General features: G+C 48.2%; 13 protein-coding genes. 8 read left to right on the forward strand and 5 right to left on the reverse strand.

Going from position 1 to position 20,103, the window contains the following annotated elements:
• Nucleotides 1-3: 3 nt before the first annotated feature.
• Entirely contained in the window at nt 4-528 is a 525-nt protein-coding gene (locus AC6B99_RS00885; RefSeq protein WP_150131510.1) for a DUF2062 domain-containing protein, read from the reverse strand.
• 300 nt (nt 529-828) lie between these two features.
• Nucleotides 829-1,503: a stalk domain-containing protein gene (locus tag AC6B99_RS00890; protein ID WP_056030985.1), complete on the reverse strand. Its 675-nt coding sequence runs from the start codon at nt 1,501-1,503 to the stop codon at nt 829-831.
• 242 nt (nt 1,504-1,745) lie between these two features.
• Between AC6B99_RS00890 and AC6B99_RS00895 the strand changes: the two genes are divergently transcribed.
• The 5 genes from AC6B99_RS00895 (at nt 1,746) to AC6B99_RS00915 (ending at nt 13,171) form a co-directional block, all read left to right on the forward strand.
• On the forward strand, nt 1,746-2,063 hold the full coding sequence (locus AC6B99_RS00895; RefSeq protein WP_494864835.1) for a Dabb family protein: 318 nt from the start codon (nt 1,746-1,748) through the stop codon (nt 2,061-2,063).
• A gap of 15 nt (nt 2,064-2,078) precedes the next feature.
• A complete protein-coding gene (locus tag AC6B99_RS00900) occupies nt 2,079-2,903 on the forward strand; it encodes a TerC family protein (RefSeq protein WP_056030979.1) in 825 nt (274 codons plus the stop codon).
• A 217-nt stretch (nt 2,904-3,120) separates the two neighbouring features.
• Nucleotides 3,121-3,786 (forward strand): bifunctional 2-keto-4-hydroxyglutarate aldolase/2-keto-3-deoxy-6-phosphogluconate aldolase, encoded by a 666-nt coding sequence (locus AC6B99_RS00905; RefSeq protein WP_046232188.1) that lies wholly within the window; start codon nt 3,121-3,123, stop codon nt 3,784-3,786.
• Nucleotides 3,787-3,979: 193 nt separating this feature from the next.
• Nucleotides 3,980-5,365, forward strand: a complete 1,386-nt coding sequence (gene fumC, locus AC6B99_RS00910; protein ID WP_056030976.1) for a class II fumarate hydratase — start codon at nt 3,980-3,982, stop codon at nt 5,363-5,365.
• Between the two features lie 573 nt (nt 5,366-5,938).
• On the forward strand, nt 5,939-13,171 hold the full coding sequence (locus AC6B99_RS00915) for a 5'-nucleotidase C-terminal domain-containing protein (protein WP_496662537.1): 7,233 nt from the start codon (nt 5,939-5,941) through the stop codon (nt 13,169-13,171).
• 77 nt (nt 13,172-13,248) lie between these two features.
• Here the strand turns inward: AC6B99_RS00915 and AC6B99_RS00920 are convergent, their stop codons facing one another.
• Complete coding sequence (locus AC6B99_RS00920; RefSeq protein WP_496662538.1) at nt 13,249-14,007, reverse strand: MBL fold metallo-hydrolase; 759 nt, start codon at nt 14,005-14,007, stop codon at nt 13,249-13,251.
• Between the two features lie 265 nt (nt 14,008-14,272).
• On the opposite strand from AC6B99_RS00920, the gene AC6B99_RS00925 reads away from it, so the two are divergent.
• Together AC6B99_RS00925 and AC6B99_RS00930 are read left to right on the forward strand one after the other, a co-directional pair.
• Nucleotides 14,273-16,270, forward strand: a complete 1,998-nt coding sequence (locus tag AC6B99_RS00925) for an ABC-F family ATP-binding cassette domain-containing protein (protein WP_496662539.1) — start codon at nt 14,273-14,275, stop codon at nt 16,268-16,270.
• Between the two features lie 38 nt (nt 16,271-16,308).
• Nucleotides 16,309-16,938 (forward strand): fumarylacetoacetate hydrolase family protein, encoded by a 630-nt coding sequence (locus AC6B99_RS00930; protein ID WP_056030964.1) that lies wholly within the window; start codon nt 16,309-16,311, stop codon nt 16,936-16,938.
• 153 nt (nt 16,939-17,091) lie between these two features.
• On the opposite strand, the gene AC6B99_RS00935 is transcribed toward AC6B99_RS00930, so the two are convergent.
• Both AC6B99_RS00935 and AC6B99_RS00940 read right to left on the reverse strand, forming a co-directional pair.
• On the reverse strand, nt 17,092-17,526 hold the full coding sequence (locus AC6B99_RS00935; protein ID WP_056030961.1) for a Dps family protein: 435 nt from the start codon (nt 17,524-17,526) through the stop codon (nt 17,092-17,094).
• A gap of 235 nt (nt 17,527-17,761) precedes the next feature.
• Nucleotides 17,762-18,373 (reverse strand): TVP38/TMEM64 family protein, encoded by a 612-nt coding sequence (locus AC6B99_RS00940; RefSeq protein WP_496662540.1) that lies wholly within the window; start codon nt 18,371-18,373, stop codon nt 17,762-17,764.
• 185 nt (nt 18,374-18,558) lie between these two features.
• Between AC6B99_RS00940 and AC6B99_RS00945 the strand changes: the two genes are divergently transcribed.
• Nucleotides 18,559-19,728 carry a PstS family phosphate ABC transporter substrate-binding protein gene (locus AC6B99_RS00945; RefSeq protein WP_496662688.1) on the forward strand — a complete coding sequence of 390 codons (1,170 nt, stop codon included), beginning with the start codon at nt 18,559-18,561 and terminating at the stop codon, nt 19,726-19,728.
• Nucleotides 19,729-20,103: the final 375 nt, after the last annotated feature.

Below are 20,103 nucleotides of genomic sequence, written 5' to 3' on the forward strand. Positions count from 1 at the left end.
TTCTTAACCGACAGATAGACTGCGGCGAACGCCTTTGCCTTGGCTTTTGAGCTTGGTAATTAGAGTGGGTCTATAGCGATTGAGGATAAAGCGGATGACAAAATAGCCGATTAAGGAAAAAACAATGCTATTGACGATGGAGCCAATCAGAAAATTCATGCCCAAATGGCCGAAGGAAGCAAAATGTCCGACCTTATGCGTAACCGGCGGCGCAAGCGCCATATGGGCGGGATGGTTGGCGGCTGGAGCGCCGACGAGGCGATTCAGCCAAAATCCGACTTTATAATTCAAATAAAAAAGTCCCGGCCAAGTAAAAGAGCCGATCGTCGAAAAAATAACGCAGGCGGCCAAATTGCCGCGAAGCAGCCGAGTCAGCAGCAGGGAGATCGGCAGTCCGACGATAAAAGTCGGAAACCAGCAGTGCAGAAAACCGAGTACGCTGCCAAGCGCAACGACATGGTCGCTTTTTTTTATACGGAGCAGGCGCAAGCAATAATATTTGAATTTTCGCAGCATTTTTGTTCTCACGATGAACGGCTCCCAGCTGTATATGATGAAAGTATCATAACATATTCGTGTGGTGGAACAAAGACAGATGCTGCTTCGGAAGGCTGCGTTTTCGCCAAAAAGAGACAAAAAAGCAGCATACCGACAAACAAGCCTCTAAATACGCTGCAATAGCGTATTTAGAGGCTTGTTTAAAATATAAGGATTTATAAGTTTCACCCTCGAAACGGCAGCTTTGCCGCCAAAGGACGGCGACAGCCGTTTCGCCAAAACGATGGCGTCTAATAGAAAGGACGCCACAGGCGTTTTTCTTATGACCCTTTATTTGTAATAGGAGGTTGTGAGCGGAACGAATACAGCTCCGTCCTCTTTGGCATCGGCATAAACGTACAGCTGGTTTGCGCCGCCGATATCCACTTCAACCGTGACAAGGCCGTCGGCCACGTTAATTTCTGTCGTTTTCAAAATCGTATCCGTACCCGTGTCCTTCACCGTTAACTTGCCCAAGTCTTGCCCAACGGCTGCGATTTGAAGATACAGCTTTTGGTACTTTTTCTTAGGCTCCAAAATAAACGAGCTTGAACGGGAGCTTTCTGCATTATCAAATAGGGCTTCTTTATAATCTTTGCCGTTATAGGTTGTTTGCGCAGAATCTTTCGTGCGGTACGTATTGGTGGTCAAGGAGCTTGAGATGGAAACGCCTTCTACTTTTTCACCAAGCTGAATCAATTGCGTCTTGCCATCATAGTCAACCGCAACGCCAAGCGCATCGGAAATTGATCTTACTGGAAGATAGGTTGTGCCTTTATAGCTAATCGGAACAACGGTATTATTATTGCCATCCCGCAGTTGCACAGGCTTGCCATCCACCTTAAAGGCAATGTCTTTATTCAAATAAGCTTTAATTTCTTGCAGCTTCGTTGCGCCGTAAGCACCTGTTGCCATGCTTGCAACAATCGTCGTGCCAAGAACTACAGCTATCGTGAGCTTTTTCAAAATAGGCCACTCTCCTGTTCTGGTTTGAAAAAATGGTCGTACGCATATCTAATGCTTGGAAATGCTTACCCTATTATAGGTGCGGTGCAACATAGGGACAAGCCCACTGGGACTATTTTCCTCTAAAAATAAGTCTCTAGAAATGGATTTGTTTTTGAAACGCGAGCCGTACATGCCACGTACAAGGAAGGAGAAATGTGGTTAATAGGTATAGAAACGGAACATGATAAGGAGGAGAAAAAATGTCAGGTGTTTGGATTCAGCATTCGGTTATTTTTAGCTTGAAGCACGCGGAGGGCTCCGATGAGGAGCAGCGCTTTCTGGAGGATGGACGTACCATTTTGAGTTCGATTCCGGTCGTTCGCGATTTTGAGGTGTATTTGCAGGTAAGCCCTAAAAACGATTATCGTTTCGGCTTTTCCATGGTATTCGAAAGCAATGAGGATTATGAAGCTTATAATGCGCATCCAATGCATGTAAAGTTTGTTGAGGAGCGCTGGGTTACGGAAGTAGAGAAGTTTCTGGAAATTGATTATCAGAAACATGTCACGGTCGTTTAGAAGGAGGAGACAACGTTGGAATTGCTGTTGGAATATGGCTGGGTATTAGTGGTCTTGGTTGTTCTGGAGGGTTTGCTGGCAGCAGATAATGCGCTCGTGCTAGCTGTAATGGTTAAACATCTTGATGAGAAAAGCCGGAAGAAGGCGCTGTTTTACGGATTGTTCGGCGCATTTATTTTCCGTCTAGCCTCCTTGTTCGTTATCTCGCTGCTTGTGAATGTATGGCAAATTCAGGCACTCGGAGCGCTGTATCTCTTATTTATTTCAATAAGCAATATCATTAAGTTTTTACGAAGGTCCAAAGAGGCCGAAGAGGAAGAGGAGACAGAGGAGCAGAAGGAGAAGAAAAACTCCAAAGCTGGCTTCTGGTGGACGGTTCTGAAGGTCGAAATCGCTGATATCGCCTTTGCGATCGATTCTATTCTGGCAGCGGTAGCGCTGGCAGTGGCCTTGCCTCCAAGCGGTCTGATGCAAATCGGCGGCATGGACGGCGGACAGTTTATCGTTATTTTCCTCGGCGGTTTTATCGGGCTTGTCATTATGCGTTTCGCGGCGAACTATTTCGTGAAGCTGCTGCATTCCCGTCCCGCGCTGGAGCTGACAGCATTCGTTATCGTCGGCTGGGTCGGCGTTAAGCTGGCCGTGCATACGATGGCGCATCCATCCATCCACTGGCTGTCGCATGATTTTGTAGAAGGCTCTGTATGGAAAGCGACCTTCTACATCGTACTCGTCCTGATTGCTGTTGTTGGCTGGTTCTTGTCGGGCCGCAGCAAAGTGGAAGGCGAGCATGGAGATGGATCGGGAAAAGCCGCAAGCTTGGATAAACATACGGGTTAATCAAATGACATAAACCGTTTAATAAATGAATGAATGAATAAATGAATGAACAAGGGGAGCCATCTACACAGCTTTATGCTGTGAGGTGGCTCTTTTATTCCGCATAATTTGACAATTGCCTGTCATGCATTGCCGAGTGGACGAGAAAGGCATATAATTAAAACGGCAAACATCGTACTTTTTCGTACAAATATGAACATTAGGGGAGGCTGTACTTGTGAAGAAAATCAAGGTGCTTCAACAAATTGTAGATGCTGGCGTCGTCGCTGTACTTCGCGCTGATTCGCCGGAGGAAGTTGTAGAAATGTCCCGCCATGCGATAAAAGGTGGGATTAAAGCGATTGAAATTACGCTGACCGTACCGTTTGCGCTGCGTGCGATCGAGCAGCTCAGCAAGGAATATTCGGTAGATGCGGACCCGCAATCGGATCAATTTGCTATTATCGGAGTGGGAACGGTACTTGATCCAGAATCGGCACGCGCGGCGATTTTGAGCGGCGCGGAATTTGTCGTTTCTCCGGCACTTAACCCTGATACTATAAAGCTGTGCCATCGTTATGCCATTCCAGTTATGCCGGGCACGATGACCGTTAATGAAATTCAACATGCGCTGGAGCTGGGTGTTGATGTTGTGAAGCTGTTCCCTGGCAATCTGTATTCGCCAAGCGTTATTCCTTCGATTAAAGGGCCTTTGCCGCAAGCGAATGTCATGCCGACTGGCGGCGTATCGCTGGATAATCTCGGCGAATGGGTGAAAGCGGGCGCGGTTGCTGTTGGCATCGGCTCCGATTTGACGAAGGAAGCTGTGAAAACAGGCGATTACACCTTAATTGAGGCAAAAGCACGCGCTTATATGGAAGCTTACCGCAGCGCGAAGCGCTAAAATTAACGTTCGGCCGCTGCTTTTTATGTAAGCGCATTAGCGAAAAGCGGCAGAAAGCGGCTATTGCAAGGCGAGTGGGCAGCCTATTCGCAAGCAATTAAAGGGCTTTTGACGCATTTGGATGGCGAAAGCCGTTTGCGTTTGATAAAGTAGGAGTAGGTTGTTCAAGATTTTTAAGGAGGCTACTTAAAAGATGGAATATCGGATTGAAAAGGACACAATGGGTGAAATTCAGGTTCCTGCGGACAAGCTGTGGGGCGCTCAAACGCAGCGCAGCTTGCAAAACTTCAAAATCAGCGGAGAGCAGATGCCGATTGAGGTCGTTCATGCTATGGCTATTATTAAGAAAGCTGCAGCTATCGCCAATGAGAAGCTGGGCGTGCTGGATGCAGAGAAATCTGCGGTTATCGGTGAAGCGGTAGATGAAATTTTGACTGGCCGCTGGGATGAGCATTTCCCACTCGTCGTTTGGCAGACGGGCAGCGGTACGCAAACGAATATGAACGTCAATGAAGTTGTAGCTCATCGCGCCAATCAACTGCTTGAGGAGCGCGGCAGCGCCGTTCGCATTCATCCAAATGATGATGTTAACCGCTCCCAAAGCTCTAATGATACGTTCCCTGCGGCGCTGCATATTGCTGGCGTAGTAGCGGTGGAGCAGCGCCTGATTCCGGCTATTGATGTGCTGGCAAGAACGCTGCAGGACAAGGCTGAGCGTTTCAACGATATTGTGAAAATAGGCCGTACGCATTTGCAGGACGCGACTCCGATTACGCTTGGCCAAGAAATTAGCGGCTGGTACGCCATGCTGGTTAAAACTCGCAAAATGATCGTGCAAAGCGTAGACGAAATGCGCGAACTGGCGCTAGGCGGCACAGCGGTCGGCACAGGCCTTAACGCGCATCCGGATTTCGCGGTGCAGGTAGCGGAGGAAGTAACGACGCTTACGGGCAAAACGTTTATTACAGCAGAAAATAAATTCCACTCGCTAACGAGCCACGACCAAATCGTCTATACACACGGTGCTGTTAAAGCGCTGGCGGCTGATTTGATGAAAATCGCCAATGACGTTAGATGGCTGGCAAGCGGTCCGCGCTGCGGAATTGGCGAAATCTCGATTCCTGAAAATGAGCCGGGCAGCTCGATTATGCCAGGTAAAGTTAACCCGACGCAAAGCGAAGCGATTACGATGGCGGTCTGCCAAGTTATCGGCAACGATGCAACGATTGCTTTTGCGGCGAGCCAGGGCAATTTTGAGCTGAACGTATTTAAGCCGGTTATCATTTACAACTTCCTGCAATCCGTTGCTTTGATGGCGGACGGCATGATTTCCTTCAATGACAACTGTGCGGTTGGCATTGAGCCGAACGAAGCCGTGATCAAGCGCAATCTCGATCAATCGCTCATGCTCGTAACAGCGCTTAATCCGCATATCGGCTATGAAAATGCAGCAGCCATTGCGAAAAACGCGCATAAAAAAGGGCTGACGCTGAAAGAATCGGCAATTGCGAGCGGCCTCTTGACGTCCGAGCAGTTCGACGAATTTGTGAAGCCGGAAGCGATGATTGGCAAACGCTAAGCCAGTGACACAGCAGCAAGTGCTGCATTGTTCTTGCTAGTGGTACGATAAAATTTTAAATAGGTATAAAATTTAGCCTCTAGTGTCCTAAGAAGTATAGGATGCCAGGGGCTTTTTTCTGTGGAAAATGGGATGAAAACAGACTGAACAATTGATTCTCGACATATTGAACATTTGATCATTCGGAGGGGCGACAAGCGAAATGTTAAGATATTATATTCATTTTCATGACCGAATGTTAAGACAATGTAAATTTAGATAACAATTAAAGATAGCTTAACAATATTTTTTTGTCAAAATGTTTACAATAGGCCTACTCTACTTTATATTAAATATTAAATAGAGAGAAAAAGGTTTCTTTTTTTCATTGATTCATAATAATATGAAATTTTGATAAGGGGTTGATGAATGAAAAATGCACAAATAGCAAAATAGTTGTGGATTTTTCTTATTTTCATCTGATTAATTGCACAAAATGACAACAAGATTCGACAAAACGATATTAATGTCATATATATGTGAGAAAAAAGAACTATCTATGGAATTAACCTAGGAAAAAAGGAGAGATTGTCTATGAGGCGAAAGTTTCAGGCGTTTAAGCGGCCAGTAAGCCTGTTTTTGGCTGCTATTTTGCTTGTAGGAACGATATTGGGTGGTTTTGGTGCACCTGTGCAAGCGGCTGTAAGCAATGACAACATTGTCATTTCACAAGTGTATGGGGGCGGCGGCAATGGAGGCGCGCCACTCAAACAGGACTTTATAGAATTATACAATCCAACCGATTCACCGATTTCCCTCGCAGGCTGGAGTGTGCAATATGCTTCGGCTGCAGGAGCTTTTACAACGAATATACACAATTTAAGCGGAACAATTGCCGCTAAAGGCTACTTCCTTATTCAAGAGGCGGCGGGAGCAAGCACGACGGCTGCTGATCTGGAATCGCCAGATGCAATTGGTACGCTTAATATGGGTGGTACCGCTGGTAAAGTTAGGCTGCTTAATGCAAGCAGCGCAGTGATTGATCTAGTTGCTTACGGTTCAACAGCGACTGGTGGAGAAGGTGCTCCAACTGGCGATTTGGGTGCTGCATTAGCAGCTATCCGCAAAGCGCTAAATCCGGGTGACCGCGCGCTGGATACGGATAACAATAACGCCGACTTTACAGTAGCTGCTCCAAGCCCTAGAAATTCTTCTTACGGCGTGGTTGCAAGCGTAACGGCTAGTCCAGCGGCGGGCGAGGTTCCAGCAGGAACATATGTAACCTTGTCTACAGCAACGGTTGGATACAGCGTGTATTACAGCGTCTACAGCCCGGATGCGCCGGTTGCTCCGGAAAATTTTGCAGCTTATGCTTCGCCTATCGAAGTTACAGCTCCAATGACCATTCATGCGTATGTGAAAAATGCAGAAGGCACGATTAGCGGCCTGACTGAATTTGCCTATACGCTTGCGAACCTTACACCGGTTGCGATTTCGGATGTGCGAAGCGCGGCAGTAGGCTCTAAGCTTGTGACGCATGGGACAGTTTCCCATCGCACAGAATCTGGCGGCAAAGTAAATCTGTTTGTTCAGGATGCCACTTCTGCTGTCGTTGTTAGAGGCGCGGATTCAGGTGCGCAGCCAGGCGATGACATTGAAGTTTACGGTCAAACCTCGCTGTACAATGGCATGCTGCAGTTGGACACGGATCTGGTAACAGGCGGTTATGTGACAGTTAACGGTCAGGGTCCGGTTCCTGGGCCAACGGTCATTACTTCAACGGCTTTTGGCACGGGTGATGCGGTTCGCAATTTGTCCGAAGGCCGTCTGGTGCAAATCAATGATATTACAATCAAACGTGCGGCAAGCGGCGTGTTTTATGCGACGGATGCTGCCAGCAGCCAGGAAATTGCAATTTATTCCTCGGATGCGGCGTTTGCTCTGAACAAAACGTTTGAGCAAGTAACTGGCGTAATGACGTATTACACGGGTGTCGGTATGGAGCTTGTTCCAAGAAACTCTTCCGATATCGTAGAGCGCAAGCTGTCTGTAAATGCCAGCGTACCTTCTGGCGGTATTGCCACGGGCGGAACGGTTGCGCTCAGCACGCTGATGGATGGCGGCGTCATTCATTTTACAACGGATGGCACTACGCCGACAGCGGCAAGCGCAGTCTACAGTGCGCCAATTGTCATTAATGCAGATACAACGATTAAAGCAATCGTAGTGGCGGGTGCCGACACGAGCTCTGTATATACATTCGAGTATACGGTGCTGCAAAACACAAACGGCATCAAAATTCATACGATTCAAGGCAAAACCCATCGTTCTATTTATGAAAATGTAGCGGTAACCAATGTTTCCGGTATCGTTACATCGGTAAGCGCAAGCAGCTTCTACATGCAGGAGCCAGATAGCAGCATCGATAGCGATCCTGCTACTTCAGAAGCGATCCAAGTGTATAAAGCGGCTCACGGCGTTGCCGTAGGAGATGCGGTCACGGTAGATGGCACTGTTGTCGAATATGGCACGAGCCCGGCTCTGACAGTTACGCAAATTACCGCTACAAATGTTACGAAGGGACTTCCTTCGCAGACATTGCCTGCGCCAATTGTTATTGGTACAAATGGACGTATCGTACCGAACGCCATTGATACCGACAGCTTTGGAGCATTTAATCCCGATGGCGATGCGATTGATTTCTTCGAAAGCCTGGAAGGCATGCGCATCCAGTTGAATGATGCCCGCATTACTGGCCCTTATGCCAACTCGGTTACGCCAGTGACTTTCGACAATGGCGCTAACAATCCGATTAAAACCGATGCAGGCGGCATTGTGCTTACAGGTGATGGCACGCAGCCATTCGACAGCAGCCTGAATCCGCAGAAAATGTATATTGCGGCTAAGCCGGCTGGCCAGGATATTAAAACAGGCGACCAATTTAATGGCCCGATTACAGGTGTACTGAATTATACGAGCAATTTATTCAAGCTCATTCCGGATGGCTCATTGCCAGCTATTACGTATTCTTCCCGTGCGCAGGGTGTTGCGTCCACGGTAGCTGCGGCTGACAAGCTGACAATTGCAACGTTCAACGTAGAAAATTTCAGCAGCAGCCAAACGGCTAAAGCTGCAAAAATCGGCGGCATTATTGTAAACAACCTCAAAACGCCTGACATTATTGGGCTTATGGAGGTTCAGGATAATAATGGCGAAACAAACAATGGCGTTACGGATGCGAGCCAAAGCTTCCAAGCGTTAATCGACGCTGTTGTTGCCAAAGGCGGCCCGACTTATGCTTATACGGACATTGCTCCGGTAGATGGGCTTGATGGCGGAGCTCCGGGCGGAAATATCCGCGTAGGGTACTTGTACAATACAGCGCGTGTAACACTTGCGACTGGAACGAAAGGCGACTCGACAACTGCTGTACAGGTGAAAGGCGATGGCAGCCTGTCTGTGAACCCGGGCCGAATCAGCCCGACGGATACAGCCTTTAATGCTTCGCGCAAACCGCTTGCCGCTGAATTTAATTTCCAAGGCAAACGCGTTGTAGTCATTGCAAATCACTTTAATTCCAAAGGCGGAGACGGCATTCCTTGGGGAACGATCCAGCCGGTTATCCGCAGCAGTGAAACACAGCGTGCTCTGCAAGCTGGAATCGTAAATTCCTTCGTATCGCAGCTTGTGGCTAGCGATCCTAATGTGAACGTTGCGGTATTAGGCGATTTGAATGACTTCCAGTTTTCGAAGACGCTTGATATTTTGAAGAAGGACGCTCTGACTAATCTGGTTGAGACAATGCCGGAGAAGGATCGTTATTCTTATATTTACGATGGCAACTCCCAGACGCTTGACCACATTCTGGTTAATGATGCTCTGAAAGACTATTCCAATATAGAAGTTGTCCATGTCAATGCAGACTATACAGATTCAATGGGACGCGTGAGTGACCATGATCCGCTGCTTGCCCAGCTTGATCTTGGCAGCAAGCCATCCGTGGATGATGATAGCCTCTCGCTGCGTGTGCTGCACACAAACGATACGCATGCGCATCTCGACAATATGGCTCGCCGTGCAACGGCAATCAATAGCTTGCGCGATAAAAACACACTGCTGCTGGATGCGGGCGATGTATTCTCGGGTACGCTCTATTTCAATCAGTTCAAGGGTCTTGCTGATCTATGGCTTATGAATTACTTGAAGTACGATGCGATGACATTCGGCAATCATGAGTTTGATAAAGATGCGGCGACGCTTGCTGCTTTCGTTAGAGGTGCGAATTTTCCATTCGTAAGTGCGAATGTGAATTTCAGCGGCGAAGCGGAGCTTAGTAGTCAGTTCGTCAACAGCATTCCGCAAGTGAATGGTACGGCGAATGATGCTAACATCTATCCGGCTATCATTAAAGAGGTGGATGGCGAGAAAATTGGTATTTTCGGTTTGACGACACCGGATACAGCGCTTCTTGCTTCACCTGGCGGTGTGAAGTTTAATGATGTTAAAGCAAGCGCAGAAGCAACGGTTGCTCAGCTGGAGTCAATGGGCATCAACAAAATTATTGCTTTGTCGCATATTGGTTATACCGAGGATCAAAAGCTTGCGGCTGCGGTAGACGGCATTGATATTATTGTCGGCGGCCACTCCCATACGAAGCTGGATGAACCGACTGTTTACCGCAAGGATGCCAATGCAGCGGCGACGCTGATTGTGCAGACTGGTGAATACGGTGTGAATTTAGGCCAACTGGACGTTAAGTTTGATGCGGCTGGCAAACTTACCGTTTGGGCTGGCAAGCTGGTCAATGTGGATCAACAGGTGAATTCCCAATATGTATTTGCTGCCGATTCTGTGGCGGCAGCCAAGCTGCTTGAATACGAGGCCCCAATTAAAGAGATTGCGAAAACAGTAGTAGGCAAAACGATTGTCGATCTCGATGGGCTTCGTAAAAACGTCCGCAGACAGGAAACAAATCTGGGTAACCTGGTTTCGGACGGTATGCTGGACAAGGTGAAAAATAGTGCGCTAATCGACAAAACAGGCATTGCTGGTTTTGTTGCAATTCAGAATGCTGGAGGTATCCGCCAGTCCATTCCGGCAGGTGACATTACGCTCGGCAATTTGCTTTCGGTTATGTCTTTTGGTAACAATCTGACGGCGCTGAAGATGACGGGTGCGGAAATTACTTCGGCACTAGAAAACGGCGTCAGCGGATCTACACCAACGAGTGAAGAAGGTAGATTCCCGCAAGTAGCGGGCATGCGCTTCTACTATGATATGACGAAGCAGCCGGAGATTTATAATTCGGTGACAGGTGAAATCACGCAAGTAGGTAAGCGGGTTATGAAGGTTCAAGTACTGAACGATAAGGGCGTTTATACGGATATTGACGAAAATGCCTATTATATCGTAGCGACCAATTCCTTCATGGCAAACGGTGGCGACTTCTACCTGTCGATGAAGGCAGCCAAGGATGCTGGACGCTTCTATGAAATGAACCTTGTAGACTATGAAGTATTTAATGAATACTTGACGAAAATCGGTACGGTTAACATTGGTGTAGAGGGACGTATTACTGATGTGCAAGGCGCATTTGATCTGCGCGTACTGCATACTAATGATACCCATGCCCATCTTGACAACGCGCCGCGCCGCATGACAGCTGTCGACCAGATGAAAAATGATAATACTCTACTGGTAGACGCAGGTGATGTGTTCTCGGGCACGCTTTACTTCAACCAATTCAAAGGGCTGGCGGATCAATGGTTTATGAACCAAATGGGTTATGACGCTATGACTTTTGGAAATCATGAGTTTGACAAGGATGCGGCAACGCTGGCTGCGTTCATATCCGGTGCAGAATTTCCTTTCGTTAGCGCAAACGTTGATTTTAGCGGCGAGGCTGAATTGGGCTCCCTGTTCTCGCAAGGAATTAAGACGATATCGGATGACTCGGAGAACGGTAAAATATCTCCGGCTATCATTAAAGAGATCGATGGCCAGAAGGTTGGTATTTTCGGTCTGACGACGCCGGATACAGTATTGCTTGCATCGCCGGGCAAAGTTACCTTCAAGGATGCGGTAGCGAGCGCGCAAGCAACGATCACAGCTCTTGAGCAAGCGGGAGTCAATAAAATTATTGCCCTGTCGCATCTAGGCTACACAGAGGATCAGAAGCTTGCAGCAAGTGTGGAGGGTCTGGATATTATCATCGGCGGTCACTCACATACGAAGCTGGATGAACCAACCGTGTACCGTAAAACAGCTGATGCAGCAGCTACGCTTATCGTGCAAACAGGTGAGTATGGCGTGTATCTGGGCAAGCTGGATGTGTTGTTTGATGACCATGGCGAACTTGTTGTTTGGGACGGCAAGCTGGTCAATGTGGATCAGCAAGTGAATTCCCAATATGTATTTGCTGCCGATCCTGATGGTGCTGCAAAGTTGGCTGAATACGAGGCCCCAATTAAAGAGATTGCGAAAACAGTAGTAGGCAAAACGATTGTCGATCTTGATGGGCTTCGCAAAAACGTTCGCAGACAGGAAACAAATTTGGGTAACCTGGTTTCGGACGGTATGCTGGACAAGGTGAAAAATAGTGCGCTAATCGACAAAACAGGCATTGCCGGTTTTGTTGCAATTCAAAATGCTGGAGGTATCCGCCAGTCCATTCCGGCGGGTGACATTACGCTCGGCCATTTGCTTTCGGTTATGTCTTTTGGCAATAATCTGACAGCACTGAAGATGACAGGTGCGGAAATTACCGCGGCACTGGAAAACGGCGTCAGCGGATCTACGCCAACGAGTGAAGAAGGTAGATTCCCGCAAGTAGCAGGCATGCGCTTCTCCTTCGATTCGACAAAAAAACCTGAGATTTATAACTCCGTTACTGGTGTTATAACTCAAAATGGTGAAAGAATCGTGAAAGTAGAAGTATTGAACGAGCAAGGGAATTATGTAGCAATTGATCCAAATGCGTATTACATCGTAGCGACAAACTCATTCATGGCAAACGGCGGTGACTTCTACCTTTCTATGAAGGCGGCGAAGGATGCTGGACGCTTCTACGAAATGAATTTAGTTGATTACGAAGTATTTAACGACTATTTGGAAAAAATTGGTACAGTAGATATCGGTATTCAAGGAAGAATTACTGATCTGTTAGGCTCTGGAAACCCGGGCACAGGAAATCCTGGCACGAGCAATCCGGGAACAAGCACACCTAGCCCGAGTCCAACACCTTCTGTATCCCCAAGTCCAGATCCGAGCCCGACACCAACTCCGGTTGTGCTTAAGGACGTAGCAGGACATTGGGCAGAGCAGTCGATTAAGCAGGCGGTAGAGCAAGGAATTGTAAAAGGATTCACCGACGGTACGTTCCGTCCAGAGGCGAATGCGACTCGTGCAGAGTTTGTAACGATGGTAAGCCGTGCATTTAAGCTGGAAGCTGCAACGACAGTGCCGAATTTCCGCGATGCGGATGCAATTCCGGTATGGGCACGCTCCTTCGTAGCACAGCTGTTAGAAGCGGGACTTATTAGCGGTTATGCGGACAATACGTTCCGACCAAGCAACCCATTGACCCGAATTGAAATGACGGCCATTATGGTACGTGCACTAGACCTTCCGGTTGATCCGGCGGCAACGGTAGATTTTGCCGATGCGAAAGATATTCCGGCTTGGGCAGTTCCTTATGTAGCTGCGGCAGCCAAAGCAGGCATTGTACAGGGGGTGAACAATAAGTTCAATCCAAATGCTAAGGCAACGAGGGCTGAGGTTGTCACCTTGCTGCTGAATGCAACGAAATACGCTGAAGCAAGCAAATAAGTAAAAGGCAGTTCATGAAATAATCGAGGCCGTCCCAAAGCAGTATTTACACTGCTTTGGGACGGCCTTTGTTTTGATTAAACAGCAGCTCCATCAGAAATTTGAGCAATTTGTTCATTAAGCTGACCGCTGCATAAACCGCCATGATAGCAAATAACATGCTGGATGGGGTAATCTGCAAGTGCTTTGAGTGATAGCAGCGCCATTCCATAATCGAGCGTGGCAGCAGGAGCAGGAGGGGTGAGCTTGCCATTTTCTGCGATGAGCGCATCTCCTGCTATTAAGGTTTGGCTCGCGTGATGATATAAGCTGATATGTCCGGGTGTATGTCCCGGCGTATTAAGAATGCTGATGCCGCCGCATACATCAAGCTTGTCGCCGCCCAGTAGGCGCGCTGTCACATTTGCGTGGGGCGGATGCTCCAGCATTTTTCGAAAAGCGGCGCGGAACGCAGCGGGCGTTTCCGGCGGAAACATCAGGTCGAGGTTCGCGAGCGCCTCGTCGGTTATTTTGATCAGACGCTTGCGCCCTTCGATGTAGGGCTTCTCGATGTCGCTGCTCCACACACGCGGAGCGTAATCAGCCTGCTCAATTACAGCTGGCAGACTGCCAATATGATCAATATCTTGATGGGTAAGTACGATGTCGGTTATTTGCTCGAGGAGAACGCCTTCTTGTGCTGCGGCCTCCCGAATCAATGGAAGCTGCCCAGGATGGGCAGTGTCTATAAGGATTTGGCGATTATTATCCCAAATAAGGGTAGGGTAAATGGTTGTGGGTTTTCCCATAATGGTGGCTGTAATCTCCAGCATGGCAATGCCTTTTGCAAGTAGCATACGATCCCTCCGATGAACATCAGCTCAGATTGTGCTTGGCCAAGCTTTTATATCATAAGGGATAAATATAGGAGTGTAAATAATAAAATATTATATTATACCACATAAAAATATTTTTGTCAATATACAAATGAGGTGGCCGCTAAGCGGGGTGGAGGGGCGCGGATTATGATATGATAGTTGGAAAGGGCGGCTTTTCCAAGTGTTATTTGGTAGGAGAAGCTGGCTTGGAACAACTATTTCTGATGTAAAGTAGGTTATTGCGATGCATTTATTATCAGTCGAACATATTACGAAAAGCTACGGGGAAAAAATGCTGTTCGAGGACGTTACCTTCGGTCTCGAGGATGGCGACAAAATTGGCATTATCGGCGTCAATGGAACGGGCAAATCGACGTTTCTTAAAGTGATTGCCGGGCTTGAGCCAGCCGATGCAGGCAACATTTCCATTGGGAACCGGGTGACCATTCGCATGCTTTCGCAGGACCCGGTGTTCGCTCCAGGGGAAACGGCGCTTGAGCATGTGCTTGGCGGCGATTCGCCTCAGCAGCGTGCTGTGCGCGAGCATGTGGAGGCGCTTGAAGCGCTGGAGCTTCATCCAAGTGATGAGGCGCTGCAGCAAAGGCTGATCAAAGCGAATCAGCGGATGGATGAATTCGACGCTTGGACGCTGGAGAGTGAAGCGAAGATTGCGCTCGCAAAGCTTGGCATTCTTCATTTTGACGAGAAGGTCGAGACGTTTTCCGGTGGACAGCGCAAGCGGGTAGCGATGGCGGCGGCGCTGCTTCAGCCTTCGGATATTTTGATTTTGGACGAGCCGACGAACCATATTGACAATGATTCTGTCGCTTGGCTGGAAGGTATGCTGCAAAAGCGCAAAGGCGCGCTGCTTATGATTACCCATGATCGCTATTTCCTTGATCGGGTCAGCAATCGGGTCATTGAGCTGGACGGCGGACGCGCTTATTTCTATGAAGCGAACTACAGCCGTTTTCTAGAGCTTAAGCTGGAGCGGGAAGAGCGCGAGGCGGCAACAGAAAGCAAACGCAAAAACCTGCTGCGCAGCGAGCTGGCCTGGATTAGGCGCGGAGCCAAGGCGAGAACGACAAAGCAGAAGGCGAGAATTGATCGCTTCGAGGATTTGAAGGCGCAGGCGCCTAAGCAAAGCGCGGGAAAAATGGATGTATCGGTTGCTTCGACCCGCCTCGGACGCAAAATCGTCGAGCTTGAAAAGGTGACGAAACGTTTTGGCGAGCGGACGCTCATTCGTGATTTCAGCTATATTGCCGTACCGGAGGACCGTGTAGGCATTATCGGACGCAATGGCAGCGGCAAATCTACGCTGCTTAAGCTGATTGAGGGCAGGCTGCAGCCGGATGAAGGTACAGTTGAACTGGGCCTCACCGTTAATCTGGGCTGGTTCTCGCAGGAGCATGAAGAGATGGACGAGTCGCTGCGCGTCATTGAATTTATCCGCGAAGGTGCGGAGCAGGTGAAGACGGCGGATGGCTCGCTCATTTCAGCAGGGCAAATGCTGGAGCGGTTTTTGTTCCCTCCTGCGATGCAATGGAGCCTGATCAGCAAGCTGTCAGGCGGCGAGAAGCGCCGTCTCCAACTGCTTCGCGTGCTGATGAAGGCGCCGAACGTGCTCCTTCTCGATGAGCCGACGAATGATTTGGACATTGCGACTTTGGCCGTATTGGAAGATTATTTGGATGATTTTCCGGGCGTCGTATTCGTCGTATCCCATGATCGTTACTTCCTTGACCGGACAGTCGATAAAATTTTATCCTTTGAGGATGGCGTCATTACGCAGCATACAGGCAACTATAGCGAATATCAGGAGTTTGTAGAAAAGTATGGCTCGGCGGCGGCTGGTACATCGCCAGCAACAGGTGGCGCCTCGGCGGGCGGAAGTACGAAATCTGCTGCTGGGGCAGGCTCGGCGAGCGCTGCTGGAAGCAAGAGTGCGGCGGGGGAATCAAACGCAAAAGCCGGAACGGGCGGCGGCAAGGAACGTGCGCTCAAAATGTCCTACAAGGATCAAAAGGATTTTGAGCAAATTGACGGCTGGATTGAGCAGGCTGAAAATGATCTTGCGCACATTGTACAGCGCATGGAGGAATCCGGCAGCGATTCGGTGCTGATTCAGCAGCTATCGGAGGAGCAGCAGCAGCTTGAAGAAAAGCTGGAGCAGCTCATGGAGCGCTGGACTGAGCTTAACGAGCTTGCGGAGCAAATTGCTGCTCAGAAGAAGGTTTAATTAAAAGCGAGCCTATAAAACGGGAGAGGGAGATGGAGATGTTTTCAGAAGTACGCAACATTTATTGTATTGGGCGGAATTATCGTTTGCATGCATTAGAGCTGGGCAATGAGGTGCCTGAATCGCCAATGGTATTTACAAAGCCGACTCATGCGCTTGTGCCGATGGATGGCAGCGTAGTGGAGCTGCCGGGCGATCAAGGCGAGGTGCATTTCGAGCTGGAGCTGGTGCTGCGTGTGGGCCGGGCGCTTCAGCCGGGCATGGATCCTGATGCATGCATCGACGGTTTAGCGATGGGGCTTGATATGACGCTTCGCGATGTGCAAAGCAAGATCAAGGCCAAAGGCCAGCCATGGCTTCCGGCCAAAGGCTTCAAAGGCTCCGCTCCCCTTGGCGCATGGCTGCCGTATCCTGGTGCGGAAGCGCTGAAGGCGCATGATTTTGCGCTGCTTCGCAATAATGAAGAAGCACAGCATGGCAATTCTTCCGATATGCTGTTTGATATTGGCACGCTGCTCCGGCATATTAATGACAACTACGGACTTGGGCCCGGTGATCTTATTTTTACCGGAACGCCAGCAGGTGTTGCGGCCTTGCAGGATGGCGACAAACTCTCGGCATTGTGGCAAGGCAAAGAAGTGGCTAGCTGTTCAATTAAGCTCAAATAATCGGTCGGATTCAAGCAACTAAAAAACCTTCAAACCCGCGCAGGTCGCAGAGTTTGAAGGTTTTTTTGCGTCGCAGCCTGCCCTTGGGGGAGAGGCTGTGACAGCTAATTATGTGGTTCGCCTATACGTTTAGGCGGCCTGATTTTTTTTGAATTAAGCGTTAAAAGCTTTCAGCATCCATACATGTTTCTCAAGCGCGGTGTGAATCGCAAGCAGCATATCGGCTGTCGTCTCATCATTCGCTTCTTGCGCAATCGACATGCCGGCTTTGAGCTCCTCGATAATCGTCGAGAAGTCCGTTATAAGAGACTCAACCATAGCAGTAGCGGTTTCTTTGCCTGTAGCATCTTTGATGGAAGCCGTCTCCATATATTCTTTCATTGTTGCGACAGGCTTGCCTTCCAGTGCAAGCAGGCGCTCAGCCAGCTCATCCACATTCAAAGCGGCCTCTTCATAAAATTCTTGGAACTTCACGTGCAGGGTGAAAAATTGCGAGCCCTTCACATACCAATGGAAGTTGTGCAATTTAATATAAAGGACACTCCAGTTAGCGATTTGTTTATTTAAGACCTCATGTGTTTTTTTCATGATCGTTCATCCTTTCGTTTCCTGATTTTATGTTTCGTAAAGAGCAGCTTGTTTGGCGAGAACGCAACGGCTGGAATGGCTGTTGTTTAATTTATAATAATTACTTATTTATAATTATTAAAAATAACAAGCGTTTTGTCAAGCTCGCCTCACTGCATTCATCCGATAACATACTATAAACGTCCGGGCATTATTTTAAACAAGCTGCTAAACAAACAGGGCTATTTTATGCGTTTCATTGTCTTTTTAACCAAAGGCGGTATCCGCCATAAGACAAGGCGAAAAAAGCGGCGTATACGCCCGCGAATAAGGCGAAGCTGGCCCAATCTTTAAACATATTTTGTCCCATATAAGCAAATAGCAGCATAAACGGGATTTTGCCAAGAGCCGATGCAACGGCATAAGGAAGCAGCCGTACAGAAGTAACCGCAGGATAAATATTGACGACCATATGCGGAATGATCGGAATTAGACGCGCTGTCAAAATCGTCAGAAATGGCCGTTTTTCCATCGTGGCCTGAAGCTTATCCAGTTGGCTGAATTTATGGAGGAAAGCTTGTCCCTGCTCACGGAAGAGATAGCGAGCCAGCAAAAATATGATGATAGCAGCAAGTGAAGCAGCCAGCCAGCTAATCAATGCCCCGAGCAGCGGACCGTACATAAAACCGAGTAGGGCAATTATAATTTTGAACGGAACGACGGGTACGAGTACGAGAAACAGAGCGACGAGAAAGACGATAAATACAGAGGGCGTGTCATTTTGCAGCCAATCGAGCAGATTGTTTTTGTATATAAAAACGGTGGCGAGCAGTAAAGCATAAATAATGGCGGAAACCCATTTCAACATAACTATCTCCTTTAGCATGTCCTAAGCGGTACTTCTTTAATCTTAGCCTTTGCATAGTAATGGGTGCAACAAAGGATAGTGTGAAATGCCAGTACCACATAAACTTGGTACTAGCTGGATGCTGGCCTTTCGCTAAAATAGGAAAAAAAGCCTATGGGGCATAGAAGGGGAAGCATTCGTTGAAAGTGAGAGATTGGAGTACGATTATTTTAGCTGCGATACTTATTAGCTTTCCGATTATTTTTTTTACTTGGCTCACTTCTGGAGTCGTCATTTTTTTAACAGGCTCTAAGATATATGGAGTATTAGTCATCACGGCTTCTGCGCTTATAAGTATCTTTTATTTTCTAGCTTATATTGATGTGCTAAAAGAAAAGGTTTTCTGGTCATTGTGCGGTTCAGCTATTCTAATCATTGCAATTTCATTTGTCATCGGCTGGCGTTATGAACAATACGTAGAGAAGCTGAAAATCGTCGATGATCAGGCGATAAATATGAGAGATTATGAACCTTTCCGAGAGGGAACGAAGGCGGTATCGCTGCCAGAGCCGGCAACGCTCAAAATCCGCAGCAAGCTGCCGCATCTGGATGGCTCAACCGCCCTATATCCGATGTATGCGGCATTCGTTCAGGCGGTATATAAGCAAAAGGAGTATTCCTACTATGAGCAAGACAGCGAGGTTCAGGTGAACGGCACGGAGGATGCGTATAATCGTCTAATTGAAGGTGATGTCGATCTTATTTTTGCACCTGCACCGTCTAAGGATCAGGAAGCGCAGGCGAAAGCGGCGGGTGTGGAGCTTAAGCTGACGCCTATTGGCTATGAGGCATTTATCTTTTTCGTAAACAGCCGCAATGAGGTGCAGGACTTGACGCTGGAGCAGATTCAAGGCATTTACGCCGGAGAACTGACAAACTGGAAGCAGGTCGGGGGAGCGAATGAGAAAATTCGACCGTTCCAGCGCTCAGAGAACAGCGGCAGCCAGACGATGCTGCAAAAAATCATGAAGGATAAGCAGCTGATGGAGCCTGCGAAAGAGGATATAAATTCCGGAATGGGTGATATCATTAAACAAACCGCAAACTACCGCAATTATAAAAATGCGATCGGCTTTTCGTTCCTTTTCTACGCCACCGAAATGGTGCAGGAGCAGCAAATCCATTTGTTGAAAATAAACGGCGTGGAAGCGAACCGCGAGAATATTAGAAACGGTACATATCCGCTTACGGCGCCATTTTATGCGATTACCGCAGGCACTGACAACCCTAAAGTACAGCCGCTTGTTGACTGGATTTTATCGCCGCAGGGGCAATATTTGATTGAGAAAACGGGGTATACGCCGCTGAAGCCGTAATATGTATTTTGTAACGAACGGTCATTGCAAGGGCGTGTATGCGATCAAGAGCGAGCCAGATCCTGATCGGAATTAGCGTCAAACGCATTCCCACAACAACCAGGAATGAAACCCCTTATGGATGTGATCCTACGTGCCAAAAGGCAGCTTCATATTTTTGTTTCAGTGGCTTCCGCCCTGCGGAAGATAGACTTTGGTGGACACAGCAGCCGCTAATTCAACAGAATCGCGGGTTTAGGATATTACGCGGACACAGGAGCCGCTAATGCGCTGTCCATCACCATTTTGATGGGATTTTTAGAGCGATAACGGATTTCCTGTCCGCCTACTGCCTGAAATCGAATAAAAAGCCATAATAGCGGAATCTCTGTCCTT

Source organism: Paenibacillus liaoningensis (assembly GCF_059609455.1).